Raw genomic sequence first — 22276 nt, 5'->3', positions numbered from 1 at the left:
CAATGCAAGTTATGCGTGGCTGGGCGACTCGATGCGCGCCATTGGTAGGCCTGATGGGCCTGCTGGGTAGCGTGCAGGAAGCGCTGGCCGGCGAATACGAAGGGTCGCCGCAGGTGGCCGAGTTCGTCGGTGAAATGACCCGCGACTACGGTTTTGCTGGTGAGCAGCTGATGGCGGTGTTCCGCGAAGCTCAGCGCAAGCAGGCGATTCTCGACGCCATTTCCAGGCCTGCCGAGCGGGTCAAGCAGTGGAAAGAATACCGTCCGATGTTCATCACCGATGCGCGCATTGCACGCGGTGTGGACTTCTGGCGTCAGCACGAGGCGACGCTGGCCCGTGCCGAGCAGGAATACGGCGTGCCGGCACAAGTCATCGTGTCGATCATTGGCGTTGAAACCTTTTTCGGACGTAATACCGGTAATTACCGGGTGATCGATGCCTTGTCCACGCTCGGTTTCGACTATCCTCCCCGTGCCGAATTTTTCCGCAAGGAACTGCGTGAGTTCCTGCTGCTGGCGCGTGAGGAACAGGTCGATCCATTGACCCTCAAAGGCTCGTACGCCGGGGCCATGGGCCTGCCGCAGTTCATGCCGAGCAGCTTTCGCGCTTACGCGGTGGATTTCGACGGTGACGGCCACATCAATATCTGGAACAACCCGGATGATGCGATCGGCAGCGTCGCCAGTTATTTCAAACGTCACGGCTGGGTCGCGGGTGAGCCGGTGGTCAGCCGTGCCGATGTCCGTGGCGAACAGGTCGATGAAGGCCTGACCACCGGCATCGAACCGACGAAAACGGTTGGAGAGTTGCGAGTGCTGGGCTGGTCAAGTCATGATGCGCTGCGCGATGATATGCCGGTTACTGCATTTCGCCTCGAAGGCGACAACGGCCCTGAATACTGGATGGGCCTGAAGAATTTCTACGCGATCACGCGTTATAACCGCAGCGTGATGTACGCCATGGCCGTACATCAACTGTCTGAACAGCTGGTACAAGCACGGGGCGTCAAGTAATGCGGGCATTGCCTAACAATAAACCCCTGAAGCTGGTGGCATTCGCTGCGTTGGCGGTGCTGGTCGCCAGTTGCTCGACCAGCCGTTCGCCGACTCAGAAAACCACCACGACCGCTGTGCGTGCCCAGCCGGGCCTGGACATCAACCGTGCGCATAAAGATGGCGCGCCGTGGTGGGACGTCGACGTATCGCGTATCCCGGATGCCACGCCGACCCTGCACACCGGTCCGTACAAGGCCAACCCGTACACGGTGCTGGGCAAGACCTACTTCCCGCTGCAGGAATCGAAGACCTACGTGGCTTCGGGTACGGCGTCCTGGTACGGCACCAAGTTTCACGGTCAGAACACCGCCAACGGCGAGGTCTACGACCTGTACGGCATGAGTGCCGCCCACAAGACATTGCCACTGCCAAGTTACGTTCGGGTGACCAACCTGGACAATAACAAGAGCGTGATCCTGCGGGTCAACGACCGTGGGCCGTTCTATTCTGACCGTATCATCGACCTGTCCTATGCTGCGGCGAAGAAGCTCGGTTATGCCGAAATCGGCACCGCGCGGGTCAAGGTCGAAGGCATCGATCCTCAGCAGTGGTGGGCCGCCAAGGGCCGTCCGGCGCCTTTGATGCTCAACGAGCCGCAAGTCGCGCAGAATAGCGCCCCGGTGATCACGGCCTCGGCCGGCACCGTCGAGCAATGGACGCCACCGCCGCAGCAACATGCCTCCGACACCGTCCCCGTGCCGATGAGTGCAAAAAAAAACGCTTCTGCACCAGCGTCTGGCCAGTATCTGCAGGTGGGCGCGTTCGCCAACCCGGACGCTGCAGAACTGCTGAGGTCGAAGCTCAGCGGGATGGTGAGCGCTCCGGTGTTCATCAGCTCGATCGTGCGCAATCAACAGACCCTGCACCGGGTTCGCCTGGGGCCGATCGGCTCGCCGGGTGAAATTGCCCAGGTGCAGAACAGCGTGCGCCTGGCCAACCTTGGTTCGCCAAGTGTGGTCACCGAGTAATACGTAGAACTTGATTGACGGTTCACTTGCGGTATCGGGGGGTGAACCAGGTTGTTGGCTCGTCGAAGAACAAAAGCCCGGCAAGGGTGACTGGAGTGAGCAACTCAACACGCGATGACTCGTTAGAAAGTCATCTGATTAAATTTTGTCCGCAAGGACAGTTTCCATTAGCGATTTCGAGAGACGGATGAACATCACCACCTTTGCCAAACGCCTGTGTCTGCTAGTCCCGCTGCTCCTCTCGCCAGCCGCCTTCGCGGCCGAGATGATGCCGTCGCCACCGCAACTGGCTGCCAAAGCCTACGTTCTGATGGATGCCAGCAGCGGCAACGTGCTGGTCGAGAACAATGGCGACCAGCGTCTGCCACCGGCCAGCCTGACCAAGCTGATGACCGCTTACATCGCGACCCTGGAAATCCGTCGCGGCCAGATCGGTGAAAACGATCCGGTGACCGTCAGCGAAAACGCCTGGCGCACCGGCGGTTCGCGGATGTTCATCAAAGTCGGCTCGCAGGTGACTGTCAGCGACCTGCTGCACGGCATCATCATCCAGTCCGGCAACGACGCCAGCGTGGCGCTGTCCGAGCACATCGCCGGTAGCGAAGACGCGTTCGCCGACCTGATGAACAAGACTGTGACTGATCTGGGCATGACCAATTCCCACTTCATGAACCCGACCGGTCTGCCAAACCCTGAGCATTACTCGTCGGCTCACGACATGGCGATCCTGGCCCGTGCGATCATCCACGAAGACCCGGCTCACTACGCGATCTACTCGCAGAAAGAGTTCTTCTGGAATGGCATCAAGCAGCCTAACCGCAACCTGCTGCTGTGGCGCGACAAGACCGTTGACGGTCTGAAAACCGGTCACACCGACGAAGCCGGCTACTGCATGGTGTCCTCGGCTGTACGTGACGGCCAGCGTCTGATCGCCGTGGTGTTCGGCACCAACAGCGAAGTGGCTCGCGCCGCTGAGACCCAGAAGCTGCTGACTTACGGCTTCCGCTTCTTCGAAACCCAGACCTTCTATCAGAAGGGCACCGAATTGGCTCAGGCCCCGGTGTGGAAAGGCACCACCAATCAAGTCAAGGCCGGCCTGGCTGAAGACCTGACCATGACCCTGCCAAAAGGCCAGCTGAAGAAGCTTGCTGCGAGCATGACCATGAACCCGCAACTGACCGCGCCAATCGCCAAGGGCGACGTGATCGGTAAAGTCGAAGTCAAACTGGAAGACAAGGTCGTGCACAGCGCTGACCTGATCGCTCTGGATGGCGTCGAGGAGGGTGGTATCTTCCGCCGCATGTGGGATAGCATCCGTCTATTCTTCTACGGCTTGTTCAACTGATTTGTGTTGACCTGCATGGCCCCGCCCCGATCCGGTGCGGGGCCATGCGCGTTATCACGGCTTGCGCTCAAGAGGCCGTTACGCCATGACCGATACCGAAGTAAAGGCGCCAAAGATCGAATTTCCCCAGGTTGATTATCCGGTTAAGGTGATCAGCGACACGGGGGTTGGCCACAAAGACAAGATCATCGAAATCGTGAAAAAATTCGCGAAGATCAATGATGAGCGTGTCGACGAGCGTTCGAGCAGCAACGGCAAATACACCACCATTCAGTTACACATCGTCGCGACCGATCAGGATCAGCTGTACAACATCAACAGCGAACTGCGGGCGACCGGCTTCGTGCACATGGTGTTGTGATGCCGGGCACGCTGGGCTTTCGTGAACTCGGCCAGATGGCTTACGAGCCGGTCTGGCATGCCATGCAGTGCTTCACCAACGAACGCGGCAGCGATGCCGCCGACGAAATCTGGCTCGTCGAACACCCGCCGGTGTTCACTCAGGGCCAGGCTGGCAAGGCCGAACACTTGCTGCTGCCGGGAGACATCCCGGTGGTGCAGGTCGATCGTGGCGGCCAGGTGACTTATCATGGCCCCGGCCAATTGGTGGCTTACCTGTTACTGGATGTGCGCAAGCTGGGTTTCGGCGTGCGTGATCTGGTCAGCCGCATGGAGCTTTGCCTGATCGAACTGCTGGCCAGCTACGGCGTGACCGCGGCGGCCAAGCCAGACGCTCCCGGCGTGTACGTCGATGGAGCGAAAATCGCTTCTCTGGGTTTGCGGATTCGCCACGGTTGTTCCTTTCATGGCCTGGCCCTGAACGTGGATATGAACCTGGAACCGTTTCGACGGATTAATCCCTGCGGCTATGCCGGGCTGGCGATGACCCAGCTGAGCGACCACGCAGGATCGATTGAATTTGCCGAGGTAAGTGCCCGGCTGCGCGCGCAGCTCGTCAAACACCTCGACTATGCTGAGCAGACGACCCTGACGGGCGGAATCGACTGATATGACTACTGATGCAGTGCAAACCATGATCCCGACGCTCGACGTGACCGAGCGCCCGGCCCCGCGTCCCAAGGTAGAAGCCGGCGTCAAGCTGCGCGGCGCCGAGAAGGTTGCACGCATCCCGGTAAAGATCATTCCGACCACCGAACTGCCGAAGAAACCTGACTGGATTCGTGTGCGTATCCCGGTTTCGCCGGAAGTCGACCGGATCAAGAGCCTGCTGCGCAAGCACAAGCTGCACAGCGTCTGCGAAGAAGCATCCTGCCCGAACCTTGGCGAGTGCTTCTCCGGCGGCACCGCGACCTTCATGATCATGGGCGACATCTGCACCCGTCGCTGCCCGTTCTGCGACGTCGGCCACGGTCGTCCGAAGCCACTGGACGTCAATGAGCCGCAAAGCCTGGCCATCGCCATTGCCGACCTCAAGCTCAAGTACGTGGTGATCACTTCGGTTGACCGCGACGACCTGCGCGACGGCGGTGCCCAGCACTTTGCCGACTGCATCCGCGAAATCCGCAAACTGTCGCCGAACGTGCAGCTGGAAACTCTGGTTCCGGACTACCGTGGTCGCATGGATGTCGCTCTGGAAATCACCGCGGCCGAGCCGCCGGATGTGTTCAACCACAACCTGGAAACCGTGCCGCGCCTCTACAAGGCAGCGCGCCCTGGTTCGGATTACCAGTGGTCGCTGACCTTGCTGCAACGCTTCAAGCAGATGATGCCGCATATTCCGACCAAATCCGGCTTGATGCTGGGTCTGGGTGAGACCGACGAGGAAGTCATCGAAGTCATGAAGCGCATGCGCGAACATGACATCGACATGCTGACCCTCGGCCAGTACCTGCAACCGTCCCGTAGTCACTTGCCGGTGCAGCGCTTTGTGCACCCGGACACCTTCGCCTGGTTCGCCGAGGAAGGTTACAAGATGGGCTTCAAAAACGTTGCCTCGGGGCCGCTGGTGCGTTCTTCATACCACGCCGACGAGCAAGCGAAGTTGGTCAAGGCTGAGCTGCTGGGTTCCTGATCCGGCGCTGAATGAAAAAATGCCCGCCGAGGTTTTAACGCCCGGCGGGCATTTTTTTGCCCGTCTTACATTCGATGCTGATTTTTCCTGCAACCTGCGGCGTGGCCGACCCTCTTCTGTTTGCCCCCGTTCCTGACTACTGTGTGTGCATGACTCACAGGGAGATCCAAGGATGACCGTTCGACCGACCCATACTCTTTGCCCACACAGAGCCGTGCCTGCACTGCCCTCGGAAGGGTTGATCGGCGTCATTGCGCCTGCCGGTCCTGGTGCTCTGGACACCGATGAGGCGGTGCGATGGATGCGAGCCCGCGGTTATGGGCTGAAGGTGTTTCCCGGTGTTTATGAAAAAGACGGCTATCTGGCTGGCAGTGACGACGTGCGTTTGCGTGATCTGCATGCGGCATTCGCTGATCCCGAGGTCGATGCCATCATTTGCCTGCGCGGCGGCTACGGCACGCCGCGCTTGCTCGACCGGATCGATTACGACCTGCTGAGCCGCCATGCCAAGCCATTCGTTGGCTACAGCGATATCACCGCGCTGCACCTGGCCATCAGTCGTTACGCAGGATTCGTGACCTTCCACGGGCCGCTGCTCAACGCCGACTTGTTGGGCGACAAGGAGCCGCCGACGGTCACTTCATTCTTCGCCATGCTGCGCGGGCAATTGAAGGCGGGGAGTGTGCTGAGCCATCCGGTGGCTTATCCGTTGACTACCGTCGAACCTGGCATTGCGCACGGACGCTTGCTCGGCGGTAATCTGGCGATGATCGCCGCAACCTTGGGCACGCCTTACGAGATTGATGTCGAAGGGGTGATTCTGCTCATCGAGGACATCAACGAGCCGCTGTATCGCATTGATCGCTTGCTGACACAGATGCGCCTGGCCGGCAAACTGGCAAAATTGCGAGGTGTGCTGGTCGGGGACGTGGCGGGGGTGGAAGTCGCGGCACTGAACCGATTGCTCAAGCAGACTTTCGAGCCGTTGCGGATTCCGGTGTTATCGGGGTGGCGTAGCGGGCATTGCGATCCGAACCTGACGCTGCCGATGGGGGCGCTGGTGCGGCTGGATGCCGGGAAGCAGGAATTGATGCTGGAGCAGGATGTGGTGATCAAGGCCTGAAGGTTTATTGCCTGATAGTCAGTCTCCGCGAGCAGGCTCCCACATTTGGAATGCATTTCAATGTGGAAGCGAGCCTGCTCGCGAAAGCGATATCAGCCATACGGCATTCGTTCTATTGGCTACGCAGGCTTTCCAGCAACTTGTGCGTCGGATACCCGTCCGCCGGCCAGCCAAATGACTGCTGGGCACTGCGAATCGCCTTGCGCGTGTTGGCGCCGATGATCCCGTCCGCCGTGCCGGCATCGTAATTGCGCGCACTCAGCAGGGTCTGCAATTCCATACGCTCGGTGCGGCTCAGCGGCAGGTCATCTTTTGGCCAACTGCCGTTGATCAAGCCGCCACCGCTGAAACGCTCGGACAACAGGCTCACTGCCAGCGCGTACGACGAGGAGTTGTTGTACTTGAGGATCGCGCGGAAGTTGTCGAGGATCAGGAATGCCGGCCCACGATAACCAGCCGGCAGCAGCAGGGCGGCAGACAGCTGTTCAGAGCCTGCTGGCACCTGACCGCCATTCGGCAGGGTCACGCCCAACTGACGCCATTCGGCGACACTCTTGCGAATCGCGCCATCAGCCAGGGTGTAGTTGAAGCTGCTCGGCAGCTGCACTTCAAACCCCCACGGCTGGCCACGCTGCCAGCCGGAGCTTTGCAGGTAATGCGCAGTCGAGGCCAGCGCATCGGCAGGACTGCCCCAGATATCGCGGCGACCGTCACCGTCGAAGTCCACTGCGTGAGTGTTGTAAGTGGTCGGAATGAACTGGGTCTGCCCCATGGCGCCAGCCCACGAGCCGAGCATCTTCTCTGGCGTGATGTCACCCTGTTGCAGGATCTGCAGCGCAGCGATCAATTGCGCATGAGCAAAGCCCGGCCGACGGCCTTCGTAAGCGAGGGTGGCCAGCGAGTTGATCACCGACTTACTGCCCTGAAACTGACCGAAATTGCTTTCCATGCCCCACACCGACACCAGCGCCTGACGGTCAACGCCATAACGCTGTTCGATGCTTTGCAGAATATCGGCGTACTGGCTGATCAGTGCCTGACCTTTACGCACTCGTAGTGGCGAGAGCGCGCCATCAAGGTATTCCCACACCGGACGGGAAAATTCCGGCTGACTGCGGTCGGCGCGAATCACGCTAGCGTCGAAGCTGATATTGGCAAAGGCGCGATCGAACAGGTCAGGGCGGATCCCGGCGGCGAGGGCGTCCTTGCGGAAACCGGCCTGCCATTCGGCAAAGGTCTGGGTCGGCTGAAGATCAAGAGGGTCGGCGGACGGCACTACCGGCGGGATGATCGCTGGGGCCGTGGCGACGGGCGCGGCTTGAAGGGGTTGCGCATCGGCGGCGGTCGGTTTTTCCGCGCAGGCGACAAGCAGAATGAAGCTGGAGGCAGCGATCAATTGGCGAACAGGCCAGCGACGGGAAAGACTTAGGGGCATGCACAGTTCCAGGAAAACGAATCAGGTGCAGACCTTAACATGAGCGGGGGGTACTGCGCTTTAAGCGGCCAGAAAGTAAGAAGCCTCCCAGCTGTCAGACTGGAAGGCTTCGCGGCGGTAGCTGCCTTTACCCTTGGCTGGTCGTTCCTGGCGACTGCGGAACAGGGGTTGGGCGACGATGGATTTGGCCTTGTTGGGGCCATGTTTCGATGGCTTTTTGCTCATGAGGGGTCTCTCGAGTGAGTGGGTTTTGCGGGGGAAATAATCTGCCGATGTCGGGCGTCTGTCCAGTGCCTGTTGTGTAGGAATGTTCTGGCGCTTTCGCGAGCAGGCTCGCTCCCACATTGAAATGCATTGCAAATGTGGGAGCGATCCTGCTCGCGAATAGCCGTTATGCGGTAGGACAGGTTATTCAGCAGGCAGTGAAAGTCGCTGGCCAGCCATCAATAATGCCAAGCGACTCAGGCTCATCCACGGCGAACCGGCAGCCTGGCCCTTGATCTGCGCATCGATGCGCTGGGCTTCGAGCAACAACTGCGCCCAGCGTTGCGCCGAGTAGCGTTGCAGGGCTTTGCTCATCAAAGGTTTGCGCTTGTCCCAGACCGGCGGCTTCGCCTGGCTGAAACACTTGTCCAGCGGCGTACCCTGGCTGTATTGCAACGAAATATTAGCCAGCAAGCGCAGCTCCCGCGCCAGCGCCCAGAGAATCACCGGCGGTTCGACACCTTCACCGCGCAAGCCTTCAAGCATGCGCAGCGCGTGGGCCGGCTCGCCGTTGAGCACGGCGTCGGTCAAACCAAACACGTCAAACCGCGCACTGTCGGCCACGGCGGCCTGCACGGTTTCAACGGTGATCTGCCCACCTTCGGCCATCAATTTGAGCTTTTCGATTTCCTGCGCGGCAGCGAGCAAGTTGCCTTCGACGCGTGCAGCAATCAGTTCGACCGCGTCCTGGCTGGCCGACAAACCAGCCTGAGACAAGCGCTGACGAATCCAGCTCGGCAACTGATTGGCGTCCACCGGCCAGATCTGGATGAACTGGGTCTGCTGGCCTTCCACCAGTGCCTTGCCCCACTTGGTTTTCTGCGCGCTGCCATCCATCTTCGGCAGGCTGATCAGCAGCACCGTGTCTTCAGCGGGACGCGAGCAGTATTCGATGAATGCAGCGGCGCCTTTGTCACCGGGTTTGCCCGAGGGCAGGCGCAGTTCCAGCAGGCGCTTTTCGGCGAACAACGACATGCTGGCGCCGGCCTGCAACAACGTGCCCCAATCGAAATTGGCGTCGGCGGCGAAGACCTGGCGTTCATCAAAACCTTGCTGACGCGCAGCGCTGCGGATGGCGTCGGCGGCTTCCTGGCACAGTAGCGGGTCATCGCCGCTGATGATGTAGACAGGCGCCAAAGCACCTTGCAGGTGTTTACCGAGTTGGGCGGGAGCGAGCTTCATAAGAAATGCCGAACGGGGCGCCTGAGCGCCCCGAACGTCTTACTGCTGCGGTACTTCGAGCGGCGACTGGCGCGGGGTTTCCGCTTCAGCCTTTTGTGCCGCTTGCAGCGCATCGGCTTCTGCCTTGGCGCGGTCATTGGCAGCTTGCTGCAGCTGCTGCAGTTGACCCGGGGTCAGTTGCTGCAGACGCAACATCATGCGTTGGACCAGTTCGCGAGTGGTTTCGCGACGGGCGTCGTTGGCTTCCTGATCGGAGCCCACGAGGTTGTTACCGTCGTGGATAAACACTTTCTGAACTTCAAGTTTGTCGCTGAGCAGTTGCAGGTTCTTGTCGCCACGGATCTCGTAGTTCAGAACAGTACTGACTTGATACTCGCCCGTACGACCGGCACCGGCGTAGCTGAGGATGCGCTGGCTCTCCTGCTGGTCAGCCAGGAAAAGTTTGTACGGAGCACCGCTGTAAACCTTGACGCCGCTCGACTCCAGCACCTGACGCAGTTGCGTGACCGTCTCGCCGTAGGCATTACGGGCGCTCAGGTCGAGTTCCTTGATCGACAGTTCGTTAGTGCCGGTACCGCGCAGCTGGAAACCGCAGGCGCTCAACAGAACGGCGAGGCCCATCACCAGCAGATTGCGTTTGATCATTGTGTTGCTCCCCTTGAAACCACGTGGGCCGATTGTACGGCCCGAAAGGTTTTACTTGGCGCCAGGCGAGCCTGGCGCCCGATCCAATTAGCTGGCGACGATGTTGACCAGTTTCCCCGGCACAACGATCACTTTACGAATAGTCAGGCCGTCGACGAAACGCAGTACGTTTTCGTTGGCGCGGGCTGCTGCTTCAACTTCTTCGCGGGTCGCGCTGGCCGGCATTTCGATCTGGCCGCGCAGTTTGCCGTTGACCTGGATGACCAGGGTCAGGCTGTCCTGCACCAAAGCGCTTTCATCCACTGCAGGCCACCCGGCGTCGATGACTGCATCGGCGTGACCCAGCTGGTTCCACAGTTCGTGGCTGATGTGCGGCGTGATTGGTGCCAGCAACAGCGTCACGGCTTCCAGACCTTCGTGAATCAGCGCGCGATCCTGCTCGGTGCTTTGCGCGGCTTTTTCCAGCACGTTCATCAGCGTCATTACCTGGGCGATGGCGGTGTTGAATTTGTGGTTCTGGCCGACGTCGTGGCTGGCCTGCTTGATGGCCACGTGAATGGCGCGGCGCACGGCCTTCTGCTCGTCGTTCAGGCTGGCGATGTCCAGCTTGCCCGGCAAGCCCTGAGTGACGTGGGCTTGCGCCAGACGCCAGACGCGCTTGAGGAAGCGGTGCGAACCTTCGACGCCGGAGTCGGACCACTCAGCGCTCATGTCAGGTGGCGAAGCGAACATCATGAACAGGCGGCAGGTGTCGGCGCCGAACTGATCGATCATCGACTGTGGGTCAACGCCGTTGTTCTTCGACTTGGCCATCTTCTCGGTGCCGCCGATTTCTACCGGCAGACCGTCGGATTTCAGCTTGGCACTGATGACCTTGGCTTTGCTGTCGCGCTCGAGTTCTACGTCCGCCGGGTTGAACCAGGTGTAAGCACCATTGGCTTCGCGACGGTAGTAGGTTTCGGCGATCACCATGCCTTGGGTCAGCAGGTTCTTGAACGGCTCGTTGGAGCTGACCAGGCCTTCGTCACGCATCAGCTTGTGGAAGAAGCGCGCGTAGAGCAGGTGAAGAATGGCGTGTTCGATACCACCGATGTACTGATCGACTGGCAACCAGTGGTCGGCTGCGGATTTTTCCACCAGACCGCCTTCAAAGTGCGGCGAGGCGTAACGGGCGTAGTACCACGACGACTCGACGAACGTGTCCATGGTGTCGGTTTCACGCTTGGCAGGCTGACCGCATTTCGGGCAGCTGCACTCGTAGAATTCCGGCATGCGCGCCAGCGGCGAACCAGCACCGTCCGGCACCACGTCTTCCGGCAGGACCACAGGCAGTTGATCTTCCGGTACCGGCACGTCACCGCATGCATCGCAGTGGATGATCGGGATCGGGCAGCCCCAGTAGCGCTGACGGCTGATGCCCCAGTCGCGCAGGCGGAACTGAGTGCGCGAGGCGCCCAGTTCTTTCTTGATCAGGGCCACTTCGATGGCGTCGAACGCACCCGCGAAGTCGAGACCGTCGAATTCGCCGGAGTTGATCAGTGTGCCGTGCTCGCCGTAGGCGTCTTGCCACGGGGCCGGGTTGCTGTCGCCGGAACTGGTACGCACCACCGATTTCACTGGCAGGTTGTACTTGTGAGCGAATTCGAAATCGCGCTCGTCGTGCGCCGGTACGGCCATTACAGCGCCGTCGCCGTAGTGCATCAGCACGTAGTTGGCGACCCAAACAGGCAGTTTCTCACCGGTCAGCGGGTGCTCGACGAACAGGCCGGTCGGCAGGCCTTTTTTCTCTTGTGTGGCGACGTCGGCTTCAGCAACGCTGCCGCCCTTGCATTCAGCGATGAACGCTTGCAGCTCAGGGTTGTTCTGCGCTGCCTGGGTCGCCAGCGGATGCTCGGCAGCCACGGCGACATAGGTCGCGCCCATCAGGGTGTCCGGACGGGTAGTGAAGACTTTCAGGGTGCCGGCTACGCCAATCGAGTCGACGTTGTACGGGAACTGCACTTCCATGCCGCGGGATTTGCCGATCCAGTTGCGCTGCATGGTCTTGACCTGTTCAGGCCAGCCAGTCAGCTCGTCGAGGCTCTCCAGCAGCTCATCCGCATAAGCGGTGATCTTGAAGTAGTACATCGGGATTTCGCGCTTTTCGATCAGCGCGCCGGAACGCCAGCCGCGACCGTCGATCACCTGTTCGTTAGCGAGAACGGTCTGGTCGATCGGGTCCCAGTTCACGGTGCCGTTTTTACGGTAGATCACGCCTTTTTCGAACAGGCGAGTGAACAGCCATTGTTCCCAGCGGTAGTAATCCGGTTTGCAGGTGGTGACTTCGCGCGACCAGTCGACCGCCAGACCCAAGCTGCGCAGCTGGGTCTTCATGTAGGCGATGTTTTCGTAGGTCCACTTGGCCGGCGCGACGTTGTTCTTCATCGCGGCGTTTTCTGCCGGCATGCCGAACGCGTCCCAACCCATAGGTTGCAGAACGTTCTTGCCGAGCATGCGCTGGTAGCGGGAGATCACGTCGCCGATGGTGTAGTTGCGCACGTGCCCCATGTGTAGCTTGCCGCTGGGGTAAGGGAACATCGACAGGCAGTAGTAGGTTTCCTTGCCTGGCTGTTCACTGACTTCAAAGGACTTTTGCTCGTCCCAGAACGACTGGGCGGCGGCTTCGATTTCACGGGGCTGATATTGTTCGTGCATGGCTACTTTTGTACTGGATAGGGGTGGCCTAATCCTCTTCAACGCAGGTGCCGGGGTTGGCCCGGACGAGCTGGAAGTGGAATTACAGGAAGCGCCGTAGCATACATGACCGCGCTCGGCCTAGGGAAACCCTGATTACAGCTGTTTGTCCCGGCAAATCCGTGGCGAGGGCCGTTGGTCGCGGCGTGCAGCCGGTTTGTGCAGCGAAGCTAAGCTCTAACTGGGGAGTGAGTCTTATCTTCAATGAGGTGAGGGATGGTGGAGCAACGGCAAAAAAACGTGACGAAACCCGAGTTGTACGAAAGATTGATCGATCGTCTTGGTATGGCCCTGGACGCATTAAAAACCGCTGACCGGCTGCGCGACGAGCGCCCCCTGGAACTGGAATTGCGTGGCTTGAGTCCCGCCGAGTTCAAACTGGTCAAGGCCTATCTGGATCGCAGTGAACGTGAAACGCATGGATGCTTGTCACAGGCAGTGAAGCAGCTCGATGCAGCACATTCGGCCAAGGTCATCTGGCTCAAGGACAAGGCGCCCGGCAGAGACACCGTCAAGGTTCGCTCTGTACAGGCCAAGTAAGCGCATGGCAGGTCAAGAACCGGATCTTTTTCAACGGGATCCCACCTATTGGTTGTAACGCTTTATTAACACTCTTAGGCTTCGGGCATCTGTGGAGATGCTCGATGCCTTTTCGTTATTTCATCAAACAACTTTTGTTACCACCCGGCATTCTTTTGCTGCTGTTGCTGGCCGCTTGGTGGCTGCGCCGCTCACGGCCGCGCCTGGCTGGATTGTGTTTTGCCATTGGCTTTGGCGGAATGTGGCTGATGAGCCTGCCGGTGGTCGTGCAGTGGGGCGCGAAAGCTCTGGAACGCGAGCCACCGTTGGCCCGTGAAGAGTGGGCGACGCTGGCGCAGCGGGCCGACGCGATTGTGGTGTTGGGCTCAGGTCGTGAGCGCGGCGATCTGGCCTGGGGTGAGGATCAGCCGACCGGTGTGGGCCTTGAGCGTCAGCGGTATGCGGCTCGACTGGCGAAGGCATCCGGTTTGCCGATTTTGACCACTGGTGGCCTGCATTACGGTACGCCGCCGACCGAGGCGAAGTTGATGGCGGATTCGTTGCGCGACGATTTTGGCGTGACCGTGCGCTGGCAGGAAGGCGAGAGCCGCACTACGTGGGAAAATGCGAAGTTCACGGCCGATATCTTGTTGCCGCAGGGGATCAAGCGCGTGGTCGTGGTGACGCAGGCCTGGCACATGCCGCGATCGGTATGGAGTTTTCAACAGGCGGGTTTTGAAGTGGTGCCGGCCCCGGTCGGATTTCTCGGAACTGATAACGCGAGACCGTTTGGTGGCTGGCTGCCGGAGTTCAAGTCGATCTGGCAGAGCGGGCAGTTGTTGAATGAAGCGGTGGGGCAGGTGGGGTATTCGCTGTCTTACCGGGCTGACTGATCGTTCCCACGCTCTGCGTGGGAATGCATCCGGTGGCGCTCTGCGCCACATCCGAAGCGGAACGCGGAGCGTCCCCGGCGGCATTCCCACGTGGAGCGTGGGAGCGATCATTGTAGGAGGCTTTAAAGGGTTTTCGACATCCGGCTCGCCATCAGTGCCCAGCCAAACAACAGCAAGCAGACAATGATCAATGGCCACGAGCGCCATTGCAGGTACGGCGTCAGGTTGTGCATCGGTACCACTTCACCGTACAAAATCCCTTGTTCGAACTGCGGAATCTGCTCGGTGATCTGTCCGAACGGGTTGATCAGTCCGGTCACACCGTTGTTGGTTGCACGAATCATCCAGCGCCCAGCCTCAAGCGCGCGCATCTGCGCCATCTGCAAATGTTGCAGCGGACCGATCGAGGTACCGAACCAGGTGTCATTGCTGATCGTCAGCAGCAAATCACTGCGCGCCGACAGGCTGGCGGCAAATTCCGGATACACCACTTCGTAGCAGATAAACGGTGCGATCTGATAACCCTTGGCCTGCAACAACGCCTGATCGGCCGGGCCACGGGCAAAGTCGGACATTGGCAGGTCGAAGAAGGCGATCAGCCCGCGCAATACATCCTGCAGTGGCACGTATTCGCCGAAGGGCACCAGTTTCTGTTTCAGATAAGTACCGTCGCCTTCGCCGACCACGGTGATGCCATTGAAGAAGCGTTTTTCGTGACGAACGGTTTCGCGGATCGGTACACCAGTGATCAGCGCCGATTTACGCTCGGCGGCGAAGGTGCCCATCATGGTCAGGTAGCCCTCGGCGGACTCCTTCAATACCGGCACGGCGGTTTCCGGCCAGATCAGCAGGTCCACCGGTTTCGAGCGGAAGCTCAAATCGCGATACAAAGCCAACTGCGCGTTGAGCTCAGCCGGATCCCATTTCATGCTTTGCGCGACGTTACCCTGAATCGCGGCAACACTCAGCGGCGCGCCGGAGGGGCTGGTCCAGGCATGGCCCTTGAGCGCAGTGCCGGCCACCCAAGGGCCAACCAGCAGCACCAAACCTGCGGCAACAAAACCTTTGCGGCCGGTTTGCAGCAGGCGTGGGGCGTTGTAGATCAGTGCTGCGGTCAGTGCCAGAACGAACGACACCAGCCACATGCCACCCACTGGAGCGAGTCCGGCCAATGGGCCATCGAGCTGGCTGTAACCCGAGTACAGCCATGGGAAGCCGGTGAGGAACCAGCCACGAAACGCTTCCTGGCCGACCCACAAGGCAGCGAACGCCAAGGCATCAGCCACAGGTGCTTCGTTACGGCGCAACCAGCGCGCCCATAACCAGGCCGGCAAGGCGAAGAACCAGGCAATCGCCGCCGTAAACAGCAGCATCAGGAACCCGGCCAACAGCACCGAAGCGCCGCCGAAATGGTGGATGCTGTAATAGATCCAGCTGGTGCCGGCACCAAACAGGCCGAAACCGAAGCACCAGCCACGGCCCAGTGCCTGACGCGGACTCAGCTCGCGCAAACCGGCATAGAACAAGCCGACCGCCAGCAAAGCCAGCGGCCAGATGTTGAAAGGTGCTAGAGCGAAGGTGGTGATTGCACCGGCCGCCACGGCCAGCAGGTTACCGGGCCAGCCGGGGCGGGTTGTCCAGCGCATTTCAGTCCTTAGAATTAACGAGCAATTGGCGTCAGTCGCAGCAAATGAATCCGACGGCTGTCGGCGTTCAGGATGCGGAAACGATAGGCGCCGATTTCAGTGATTTCGTTGCGTTTTGGCAAGTGCCCGAACGCGCTCATCACCAGACCGCCGACGGTGTCGAATTCATCGTCGGAGAACTCGCTGTCGAAAAACTCGTTGAAGTTCTCGATCGGCGTCAGCGCCTTGATCAGGAAGTCACCGCTGGGCAGTGGCTTGATGTAGCTGTCTTCTTCGACGTCGTGCTCGTCTTCGATGTCGCCAACGATCTGTTCCAGCACGTCTTCAATCGTTACCAGACCGGCCACGCCGCCGTATTCGTCGATGACGATGGCCATGTGGTTGTGGTTGGCGCGGAATTCACGCAACAACACGTTCAGGCGCTTGGACTCCGGCACGAAGGTGGCCGGGCGCAGCAGATCCTTGATGTTGAAGCTGTCGCCGTTTTCCTTGAGGATCAGCGGCAGCAGATCCTTGGCCAGCAGTACGCCCATCACGTCGTCATGGCTTTCGCCGATCACCGGATAGCGCGAGTGGGCCGAGTCGACCACGGCCGGGAGGAATTCACGGGGTGTCTGGGTCGCCTTGATGCTGATCATCTGCGAACGCGGCACCATGATGTCGCGTACTTGCAGGTCAGCCACCTGAATGGCGCCTTCGACGATGGCCAGCGCTTCGCTGTCCAGCAGTTTGTTCTGATGTGCATCACGCAGCAGCTCGAGAAGCTCCTGACGGTTCTTCGGCTCGTGGGCAAAAGCCTGGGTCAGTTTACCCAGCCATGACTTCTGCCCGTTGCTCGATCGATCTTCGCTCATAGCGATTACTCTGAATCCTTTGTTGTAACGATAGGGGATGTTTCGGGTTCGTCGTCCGCGTACGGATCGGGGTAGCCCAGTTCGGCAAGCAACTCGCGTTCCAGTGCTTCCATTTCTTCGGCTTCTTCGTCATCTATATGGTCGTAACCCAGCAGATGCAAGCAGCCGTGAATGACCAGATGTGCCCAGTGGGCCTTTAGTTCCTTGCCTTGTTCGGCGGCTTCACGCTCGACCACCGCCACGCAGATCACCAGATCGCCTAGCAATGGAATGTCGAGAAACTCGTCGGGTACTTCGGCCGGGAACGACAGGACGTTGGTCGCGTAATCCTTGTGGCGCCAGGTGTGATTGAGCTCGCGGCCTTCTTCCTCATCAACCAGACGAATGGTCATTTCCGAGTCGGCGGTGCGCTGGCGCAGGGCAAGTTCGCACCACAGGCGGAAGTCGGCTTCACTCGGCGCGTTCGCTTCAGTCGCGATTTGCAGGTCTAGCTCAAGCATTTCGCGAGGTGTCCTTGGGTGCTTCGTCACGGTTTTCGAAGCGCTCGTAGGCTTCGACGATCCGCTGGACCAAAGGATGGCGCACGACGTCTTTCGGCTGGAAGTGTGTGAAGCTGATGCCCGGCACGTCTTTGAGCACTTCGATCACATGATGCAGGCCGGACTTGGTGCCACGCGGCAGGTCGACCTGGGTGATGTCACCGGTGATGACTGCGGTGGAGCCGAAGCCGATCCGGGTCAGGAACATCTTCATCTGTTCGACGGTGGTGTTCTGGCTTTCGTCGAGAATGATGAAGCTGTTGTTCAGCGTGCGACCGCGCATGTAGGCCAGCGGCGCAACTTCAATCACCTGGCGTTCGATCAGCTTGGCCACGTATTCAAAGCCGAGCATCTCGTAGAGTGCGTCGTAGAGCGGGCGCAGGTACGGGTCGATCTTCTGCGACAGGTCGCCGGGCAGGAAGCCGAGTTTTTCACCCGCTTCAACCGCCGGACGCACCAGCAGGATGCGGCGGATCTGCTCGCGTTCCAGAGCATCGACAGCGCAGGCCACGGCCAGATAGGTCTTGCCGGTACCGGCCGGACCGATGCCGAAGTTGATGTCGTTACCGAGGATTTCCTTCACATAGCGCAGTTGATTCAAACCGCGTGGGCGAATCATGCCTTTCTTGGTGCGCAGGGCGACAGAGGCTTCGGCGGGGGCGTGATTGTCCAGCTCGACCACGGCCGATTCCTGGAGGAACAGGTGCACGAGGTCCGGCGACAGCTCAGTACCTTTGGTTTCCCGGTACAGGCGGCGCAGCAGGTTTTCCGCAGACGTGGTGTGCTTGGGGTCGCCGATCAACTCGAACTGGTTTCCGCGGTTGCGGATCTCGATGGTCAGGCGCTGTTCGATCAAGCGCAAATGCTCGTCGAATTGCCCGCACAGATTGGCGAAGCGGCGAGCCTCAAAAGGCTCGAGGATAAAACGATGTGGTTCTATGGGTGCGTTCAAGGTCGTATTTAGCCGCCCTGGGGCAATTAAGATGAAATCAAGGATAACGCCAGAGGCCTGGGTGCGAAAGCTCTTAAATATTCTTGGCGTCGAGACCGCCAAGATCGCAGCCTCCGGCAGCTCCTACAGGGGAATGTAATCCATGTAGGAGCTGCCGAAGGCTGCGATCTTTTGCATTTATTGGATCAGCGAGCCACGCAGCGAGTGCGGTTGCGCCGCGTCGATGTGCACATCGGCGAACTGGCCGATCAGGGTCGGATTGTCGCAGCGGAAGTTGACGATTCGATTATTCTCGGTGCGCCCTTGCAGCTCGCCCGGGTCTTTCTTCGAATAGTCGGTGACCAGAATGCGCTGGATCGAGCCGACCATTTGTCGGCTGATCTCAAAGCCTTGCTGATTCAGGCGATGTTGCAGGGCGTTCAGGCGTTCCTTTTTCAACTCTTCCGGGGTCTCGTCGGCCAGATCGGCCGCCGGGGTACCCGGGCGCTGGCTGTAAACGAACGAGTAGGAGAAGTCGAAACCGACATCGGCAATCAGCTTCATCGTCTGTTCGAAGTCTTTCTCGGTCTCGCCGGGGAAGCCGACGATGAAGTCCGAACTGATGCAGATGCCCGGTACCGCCGCACGCAGTTTGCGCAGCTTGGATTTGTACTCCAGCGCCGTGTGGTTGCGCTTCATCGCCGCGAGAATCCGGTCGGAACCCGATTGCACCGGCAAGTGCAGATGCTTGACCAGTTCCGGGACGTCGGCGTGGGCCTGGATCAGGCTGTCGGAGAATTCCAACGGGTGCGAAGTGGTGTAGCGAATGCGGTCGATGCCGTCGATGGCGGCGACAACACGGATCAATTCGGCGAGATCAGCCAGACGTCCGTCATGGGTCGTACCGCGATAGCCATTGACGTTCTGCCCCAGCAGCGTCACTTCACGCACGCCGTTTTCGGCGAGGTGAATGACTTCGGCGACCACGTCATCGAATGGCCGGCTGACTTCTTCGCCACGGGTGTAAGGCACCACGCAGAACGTGCAGTACTTGCTGCAACCTTCCATCACCGACACATAAGCGCTCGGGCCATCAATACGCGGCTCGGGCAAATGGTCGAATTTTTCGATTTCCGGGAACGAAACGTCGACTTGCGGCAGCTTGGTGATACGCGCGGCGTCGATCATTTCCGGCAGGCGGTGCAGGGTCTGCGGGCCGAAGACCACGTCGACGTACGGCGCGCGATCACGAATCGCCGCGCCTTCCTGGCTGGCCACACAACCGCCAACGGCGATCACCATCTCTGGGTTGGCCAGTTTCAGTTCGCGCCAGCGGCCGAGCTGCGAATACACGCGATCCTGGGCGCGCTCGCGGATCGAGCAGGTGTTGAGCAGAATCACGTCGGCGTCTTCAGCACGCGCGGTGACTTCCAGGGCCTGATGTTCACCCAGCAGATCGACCATGCGCGAGCTGTCGTACTCGTTCATCTGGCAACCGTGGGTTTCGATGTAAAGCTTCTTGGCCATGGATTAGGGTCATCACGTGATTCAAAGAACCGCGCATTATAGGGAACAAGCCTTCAGGTTCCTACCGCTGCGCGTCCGGTGGCTATGCTATAGTTTGCGCCCTCATTTTTATCCCCGATGTTATCCCCCCGCCATGACCAAACGCGAAGCTCCAATCTATAAGGTGATTTTCCTCAACCAGGGCCAGGTGTTCGAAATGTACGCCAAGCAGATCTATCAAAGTGATCTGTGGGGCTTTCTGGAAGTGGAAGAGTTCGTCTTTGGCGAGCGCACGCAAGTGGTCGTCGATCCGAGCGAAGAAAAGCTCAAGGCGCAGTTCGAAGGCGTGGTGCGCAGCTTTGTGCCGATGCATTCGATTGTGCGCATCGATGAAGTGGAACGTCTGGGCACCCCGAAAATCAGCGAAGCCCGCGGCGCGGTCGGCAATGTGATGCCGTTTCCGATGCCGATGCCTGAGAAGTAAGCTTCAAGACCTGCTCGCGAAGAGGCCAGAAAAATCTATAGAGAAATCAGGGAAGAGGCGAAAACGGCGTACGCCCATCGGCGCTCTGCAGTTCCATCAGGTATTTACGGAAAATTTGCCCGAGCACCTGGGTCGCGGTTTCAAGGTCTTCGCGGGACATTTTTTCGGAGACTTCGTCGGCCGTGTCCAGCGCGTCTTCAGCGCCGTTGACCGCGGCCATCTTCAGCACGATGTACGCCTGAATATTGTTGGCCTGCACGCCTTCACCGTGGAAGAACATGGTGCCAAGTTTGAATTGCGCCTGAGCGTGGCCTTGCAACGAGGCTTTTTCGAAATAGCTCAAGGCTTGATTGAGGTCGCGTGGGGCATTCTTGCCGTCGTAGTAGAACTCACCCAACTCGTATTGCGCTTGCGCATCCCCTTCGTCCGCGGCTTTCTGGCAAGCAGCCAGTGCCTGCGTGACGTCTTGCGGCTGAGTATTGAGGGTGCAACGACCCATCGCCGGGATCAACAACGAGTTGCCGCCTGCTTGTGCATGCGCGAGCAGGGGCTGAAGGAGCAACAGGCAGCCCAAGGCAAGGGTGCGGCCGGTGCGGTTCATGGGAATCGACTTACCTCTGAAGGGCACGCGGACCCATCGAGGGATCCAATAAGCGCGCATTATGAAATAAGCAGGGCCAACCTTACAAAGTCTTTACTCGTTTTTCTGCTGCGCGGGGAATATATCGACCACTTTAGGGGAGATTTTTAGCAGGGGCATCGGAAAAACAGCGTCGATGTAGGTGAATGCTGACGCTGGTGATAGCCAACGTCAGCGGTAGTGCGGTTATTTCAGTGCGGCGAAGGCGCGCTCGGCAGCGTCCAGTGTCAGTTTCAACTCGGCTTCGCCGTGGGCGATCGAGGTAAACCCGGCTTCGAAGGCGCTCGGCGCCAGGTACACGCCACCTTCCAGCATCAGGTGGAAGAAGCGACCGAACAGGGCAGCGTCGCTGGCCATCACATCTTCAAAGGTTACGATGTCGTCGGCGCCGCTGAAGTACAGACCGAACATGCCGCCAGCCTGCGTGGTCACGAACGGAATGCCAGCAGCATCGGCGCGTTGTTGCAGGCCATCGAGCAGGCGCGTGGTGTAGTCGGTCAGCTCGGCGTGGAAACCCGGACGGCTGATCAAACGCAGCGTGGTCAAACCGGCGGCCATCGCTAGTGGGTTACCCGACAGCGTGCCGGCCTGATACACCGGGCCCAGCGGCGCAATACGCTGCATGATTTCACGCTTGCCGCCGAAGCAGCCGACCGGCATGCCGCCACCGATGATCTTGCCGAAGGTGGTCAGGTCTGGATTGACGCCGTAATACGCCTGAGCACCGCCGAGGGCAACGCGGAAACCGGTCATCACTTCGTCGAAAATCAGCACCACGCCATGCTTGTCGCACAGCGTGCGCAGGCCTTCTAGGAAGCCCGGCGCTGGTGGTACGCAGTTCATGTTGCCGGCCACTGGCTCAACGATGATGCAGGCCACTTCCTGGCCGACTTCAGTGAGCATCTTCTCAACCGCGTCGATGTCGTTGAACGGCAGGGTCAGGGTGTGTTTGGCGAACGCCGCCGGCACACCGGCCGAGCTCGGTACGCCCTGGGTCAGTGCGCCGGAACCGGCCTTGACCAGCAGGCTGTCGGAGTGGCCGTGATAGCAGCCCTCGAACTTGATGATGCTGTCACGGCCGGTGTAACCACGGGCCAGACGGATCGCGCTCATGGTCGCTTCGGTGCCGGAGCTGACCATGCGCACCATGTCCATCGATGGCACCAGCGAGCAGACCAGATCGGCCATCTCGGTTTCCATCGCGGTCGGCGCACCGTACGACAAGCCGTGTTGCAGCTGATTGCGCACTGCGTCCAGCACGTCCGGGTGGCTGTGGCCGAGGATCATCGGACCCCACGAACCAACGTAATCGACATAACGCTTGTCGTCTTCGTCGGTAACGTAAGCACCTTCAGCGTGCTTGAAGAACAGCGGCGTGCCGCCAACGCTCTTGAACGCACGAACGGGCGAGTTCACGCCACCGGGGATGTGTTTCTGGGCATTGGCAAACAGCGTTTCGGAACGAGACATGATCGGGCTCTC

22 protein-coding genes are annotated in these 22276 nt (G+C 59.7%); 10 read left to right on the top strand and 12 right to left on the bottom strand.

Annotated elements, in window-relative coordinates; translation table 11 throughout:
- The first annotated feature begins 2 nt into the window (after positions 1-2).
- From mltB to ACOYXH_RS21755, 7 genes are all read left to right on the top strand, one after another.
- Positions 3-1013 (top strand): lytic murein transglycosylase B, encoded by a 1011-nt coding sequence (mltB, locus tag ACOYXH_RS21785; RefSeq protein WP_007909597.1) that lies wholly within the window; start codon positions 3-5, stop codon positions 1011-1013.
- Complete coding sequence (locus ACOYXH_RS21780; protein WP_093434584.1) at positions 1013-2023, top strand: septal ring lytic transglycosylase RlpA family protein; 1011 nt, start codon at positions 1013-1015, stop codon at positions 2021-2023. The genes mltB and ACOYXH_RS21780 overlap by 1 nt, the downstream gene beginning before the upstream one ends.
- 187 nt (positions 2024-2210) lie before the next feature.
- Complete coding sequence (locus tag ACOYXH_RS21775) at positions 2211-3368, top strand: D-alanyl-D-alanine carboxypeptidase family protein (protein WP_038361911.1); 1158 nt, start codon at positions 2211-2213, stop codon at positions 3366-3368.
- 85 nt (positions 3369-3453) lie between these two features.
- Positions 3454-3729, top strand: coding sequence for a DUF493 domain-containing protein (locus tag ACOYXH_RS21770; RefSeq protein ID WP_008087908.1), 276 nt, complete (start codon positions 3454-3456; stop codon positions 3727-3729).
- On the top strand, positions 3729-4376 hold the full coding sequence (gene lipB, locus ACOYXH_RS21765) for a lipoyl(octanoyl) transferase LipB (RefSeq protein ID WP_460066123.1): 648 nt from the start codon (positions 3729-3731) through the stop codon (positions 4374-4376). The genes ACOYXH_RS21770 and lipB overlap by 1 nt, the downstream gene beginning before the upstream one ends.
- A gap of 25 nt (positions 4377-4401) precedes the next feature.
- Positions 4402-5400: a lipoyl synthase gene (gene lipA / locus ACOYXH_RS21760; protein WP_167394918.1), complete on the top strand. Its 999-nt coding sequence runs from the start codon at positions 4402-4404 to the stop codon at positions 5398-5400.
- Between the two features lie 172 nt (positions 5401-5572).
- Positions 5573-6523, top strand: a complete 951-nt coding sequence (locus ACOYXH_RS21755) for a S66 peptidase family protein (RefSeq protein WP_095125493.1) — start codon at positions 5573-5575, stop codon at positions 6521-6523.
- Between the two features lie 112 nt (positions 6524-6635).
- On the opposite strand, the gene ACOYXH_RS21750 is transcribed toward ACOYXH_RS21755, so the two are convergent.
- From ACOYXH_RS21750 to leuS, 5 genes are all read right to left on the bottom strand, one after another.
- Positions 6636-7958 (bottom strand): lytic murein transglycosylase, encoded by a 1323-nt coding sequence (locus tag ACOYXH_RS21750; RefSeq protein ID WP_095048772.1) that lies wholly within the window; start codon positions 7956-7958, stop codon positions 6636-6638.
- A gap of 60 nt (positions 7959-8018) precedes the next feature.
- Positions 8019-8183 (bottom strand): alternative ribosome rescue factor ArfA, encoded by a 165-nt coding sequence (gene arfA, locus ACOYXH_RS21745; protein WP_064390740.1) that lies wholly within the window; start codon positions 8181-8183, stop codon positions 8019-8021.
- Between the two features lie 183 nt (positions 8184-8366).
- A complete protein-coding gene (gene holA / locus ACOYXH_RS21740) occupies positions 8367-9404 on the bottom strand; it encodes a DNA polymerase III subunit delta (RefSeq protein ID WP_095048770.1) in 1038 nt (345 codons plus the stop codon).
- A 39-nt stretch (positions 9405-9443) separates the two neighbouring features.
- Entirely contained in the window at positions 9444-10049 is a 606-nt protein-coding gene (locus tag ACOYXH_RS21735; RefSeq protein WP_095048769.1) for an LPS-assembly lipoprotein LptE, read from the bottom strand.
- Positions 10050-10136: 87 nt separating this feature from the next.
- A complete protein-coding gene (gene leuS, locus ACOYXH_RS21730; protein WP_095048768.1) occupies positions 10137-12743 on the bottom strand; it encodes a leucine--tRNA ligase in 2607 nt (868 codons plus the stop codon).
- A 255-nt stretch (positions 12744-12998) separates the two neighbouring features.
- Here leuS and ACOYXH_RS21725 point away from each other — a divergent pair, with 255 nt between their 5' ends.
- On the top strand, positions 12999-13322 hold the full coding sequence (locus tag ACOYXH_RS21725) for a hypothetical protein (RefSeq protein ID WP_095048767.1): 324 nt from the start codon (positions 12999-13001) through the stop codon (positions 13320-13322).
- Positions 13323-13426: 104 nt separating this feature from the next.
- Positions 13427-14194 carry a YdcF family protein gene (locus tag ACOYXH_RS21720; protein WP_258708862.1) on the top strand — a complete coding sequence of 256 codons (768 nt, stop codon included), beginning with the start codon at positions 13427-13429 and terminating at the stop codon, positions 14192-14194.
- Positions 14195-14316: 122 nt separating this feature from the next.
- Here the strand turns inward: ACOYXH_RS21720 and lnt are convergent, their stop codons facing one another.
- From lnt to miaB, 5 genes are all read right to left on the bottom strand, one after another.
- Complete coding sequence (lnt, locus tag ACOYXH_RS21715) at positions 14317-15840, bottom strand: apolipoprotein N-acyltransferase (protein WP_095048765.1); 1524 nt, start codon at positions 15838-15840, stop codon at positions 14317-14319.
- 14 nt (positions 15841-15854) lie between these two features.
- A complete protein-coding gene (locus ACOYXH_RS21710) occupies positions 15855-16694 on the bottom strand; it encodes an HlyC/CorC family transporter (RefSeq protein ID WP_007909641.1) in 840 nt (279 codons plus the stop codon).
- Between the two features lie 5 nt (positions 16695-16699).
- Positions 16700-17194, bottom strand: coding sequence for an rRNA maturation RNase YbeY (gene ybeY, locus ACOYXH_RS21705; protein ID WP_064390733.1), 495 nt, complete (start codon positions 17192-17194; stop codon positions 16700-16702).
- Positions 17187-18185: a PhoH family protein gene (locus tag ACOYXH_RS21700; RefSeq protein ID WP_095048764.1), complete on the bottom strand. Its 999-nt coding sequence runs from the start codon at positions 18183-18185 to the stop codon at positions 17187-17189. The genes ybeY and ACOYXH_RS21700 overlap by 8 nt, the downstream gene beginning before the upstream one ends.
- Positions 18186-18362: 177 nt before the next feature.
- Positions 18363-19691 carry a tRNA (N6-isopentenyl adenosine(37)-C2)-methylthiotransferase MiaB gene (gene miaB / locus ACOYXH_RS21695; RefSeq protein ID WP_095048763.1) on the bottom strand — a complete coding sequence of 443 codons (1329 nt, stop codon included), beginning with the start codon at positions 19689-19691 and terminating at the stop codon, positions 18363-18365.
- 133 nt (positions 19692-19824) lie between these two features.
- On the opposite strand from miaB, the gene ACOYXH_RS21690 reads away from it, so the two are divergent.
- Complete coding sequence (locus tag ACOYXH_RS21690) at positions 19825-20154, top strand: DUF1820 family protein (RefSeq protein ID WP_003185742.1); 330 nt, start codon at positions 19825-19827, stop codon at positions 20152-20154.
- 46 nt (positions 20155-20200) lie between these two features.
- Here the strand turns inward: ACOYXH_RS21690 and ACOYXH_RS21685 are convergent, their stop codons facing one another.
- A complete protein-coding gene (locus ACOYXH_RS21685; protein WP_003228518.1) occupies positions 20201-20755 on the bottom strand; it encodes a tetratricopeptide repeat protein in 555 nt (184 codons plus the stop codon).
- A gap of 225 nt (positions 20756-20980) precedes the next feature.
- Positions 20981-22264, bottom strand: coding sequence for a glutamate-1-semialdehyde 2,1-aminomutase (gene hemL, locus ACOYXH_RS21680; protein WP_093434628.1), 1284 nt, complete (start codon positions 22262-22264; stop codon positions 20981-20983).
- Positions 22265-22276 lie beyond the last annotated feature (12 nt).

Source organism: Pseudomonas sp. Mb7 (assembly GCF_054790525.1).
The sequence above is the reverse complement of the archived record's forward strand: the minus strand, read 5'-3'. Positions and strand labels throughout refer to the sequence as shown.

Bases quoted from the DNA above. Each gene is read 5' to 3' on its own strand.
- ACOYXH_RS21725 (WP_095048767.1), top strand. From the start codon at position 12,999: ATGGTGGAGCAACGGCAAAAAAACGTGACGAAACCCGAGTTGTACGAA.
- leuS (WP_095048768.1), bottom strand. From the start codon at position 12,743: ATGCACGAACAATATCAGCCCCGTGAAATCGAAGCCGCCGCCCAGTCG.
- ACOYXH_RS21685 (WP_003228518.1), bottom strand. From the start codon at position 20,755: ATGAACCGCACCGGCCGCACCCTTGCCTTGGGCTGCCTGTTGCTCCTT.
- ACOYXH_RS21690 (WP_003185742.1), top strand. From the start codon at position 19,825: ATGACCAAACGCGAAGCTCCAATCTATAAGGTGATTTTCCTCAACCAG.
- lnt (WP_095048765.1), bottom strand. From the start codon at position 15,840: ATGCGCTGGACAACCCGCCCCGGCTGGCCCGGTAACCTGCTGGCCGTG.
- holA (WP_095048770.1), bottom strand. From the start codon at position 9,404: ATGAAGCTCGCTCCCGCCCAACTCGGTAAACACCTGCAAGGTGCTTTG.
- ACOYXH_RS21755 (WP_095125493.1), top strand. From the start codon at position 5,573: ATGACCGTTCGACCGACCCATACTCTTTGCCCACACAGAGCCGTGCCT.
- ACOYXH_RS21750 (WP_095048772.1), bottom strand. From the start codon at position 7,958: ATGCCCCTAAGTCTTTCCCGTCGCTGGCCTGTTCGCCAATTGATCGCT.
- lipB (WP_460066123.1), top strand. From the start codon at position 3,729: ATGCCGGGCACGCTGGGCTTTCGTGAACTCGGCCAGATGGCTTACGAG.
- ACOYXH_RS21780 (WP_093434584.1), top strand. From the start codon at position 1,013: ATGCGGGCATTGCCTAACAATAAACCCCTGAAGCTGGTGGCATTCGCT.
- arfA (WP_064390740.1), bottom strand. From the start codon at position 8,183: ATGAGCAAAAAGCCATCGAAACATGGCCCCAACAAGGCCAAATCCATC.
- lipA (WP_167394918.1), top strand. From the start codon at position 4,402: ATGATCCCGACGCTCGACGTGACCGAGCGCCCGGCCCCGCGTCCCAAG.
- miaB (WP_095048763.1), bottom strand. From the start codon at position 19,691: ATGGCCAAGAAGCTTTACATCGAAACCCACGGTTGCCAGATGAACGAG.
- ACOYXH_RS21735 (WP_095048769.1), bottom strand. From the start codon at position 10,049: ATGATCAAACGCAATCTGCTGGTGATGGGCCTCGCCGTTCTGTTGAGC.
- ACOYXH_RS21775 (WP_038361911.1), top strand. From the start codon at position 2,211: ATGAACATCACCACCTTTGCCAAACGCCTGTGTCTGCTAGTCCCGCTG.
- ACOYXH_RS21720 (WP_258708862.1), top strand. From the start codon at position 13,427: ATGCCTTTTCGTTATTTCATCAAACAACTTTTGTTACCACCCGGCATT.
- mltB (WP_007909597.1), top strand. From the start codon at position 3: ATGCAAGTTATGCGTGGCTGGGCGACTCGATGCGCGCCATTGGTAGGC.
- hemL (WP_093434628.1), bottom strand. From the start codon at position 22,264: ATGTCTCGTTCCGAAACGCTGTTTGCCAATGCCCAGAAACACATCCCC.
- ACOYXH_RS21710 (WP_007909641.1), bottom strand. From the start codon at position 16,694: ATGAGCGAAGATCGATCGAGCAACGGGCAGAAGTCATGGCTGGGTAAA.
- ACOYXH_RS21770 (WP_008087908.1), top strand. From the start codon at position 3,454: ATGACCGATACCGAAGTAAAGGCGCCAAAGATCGAATTTCCCCAGGTT.
- ybeY (WP_064390733.1), bottom strand. From the start codon at position 17,194: ATGCTTGAGCTAGACCTGCAAATCGCGACTGAAGCGAACGCGCCGAGT.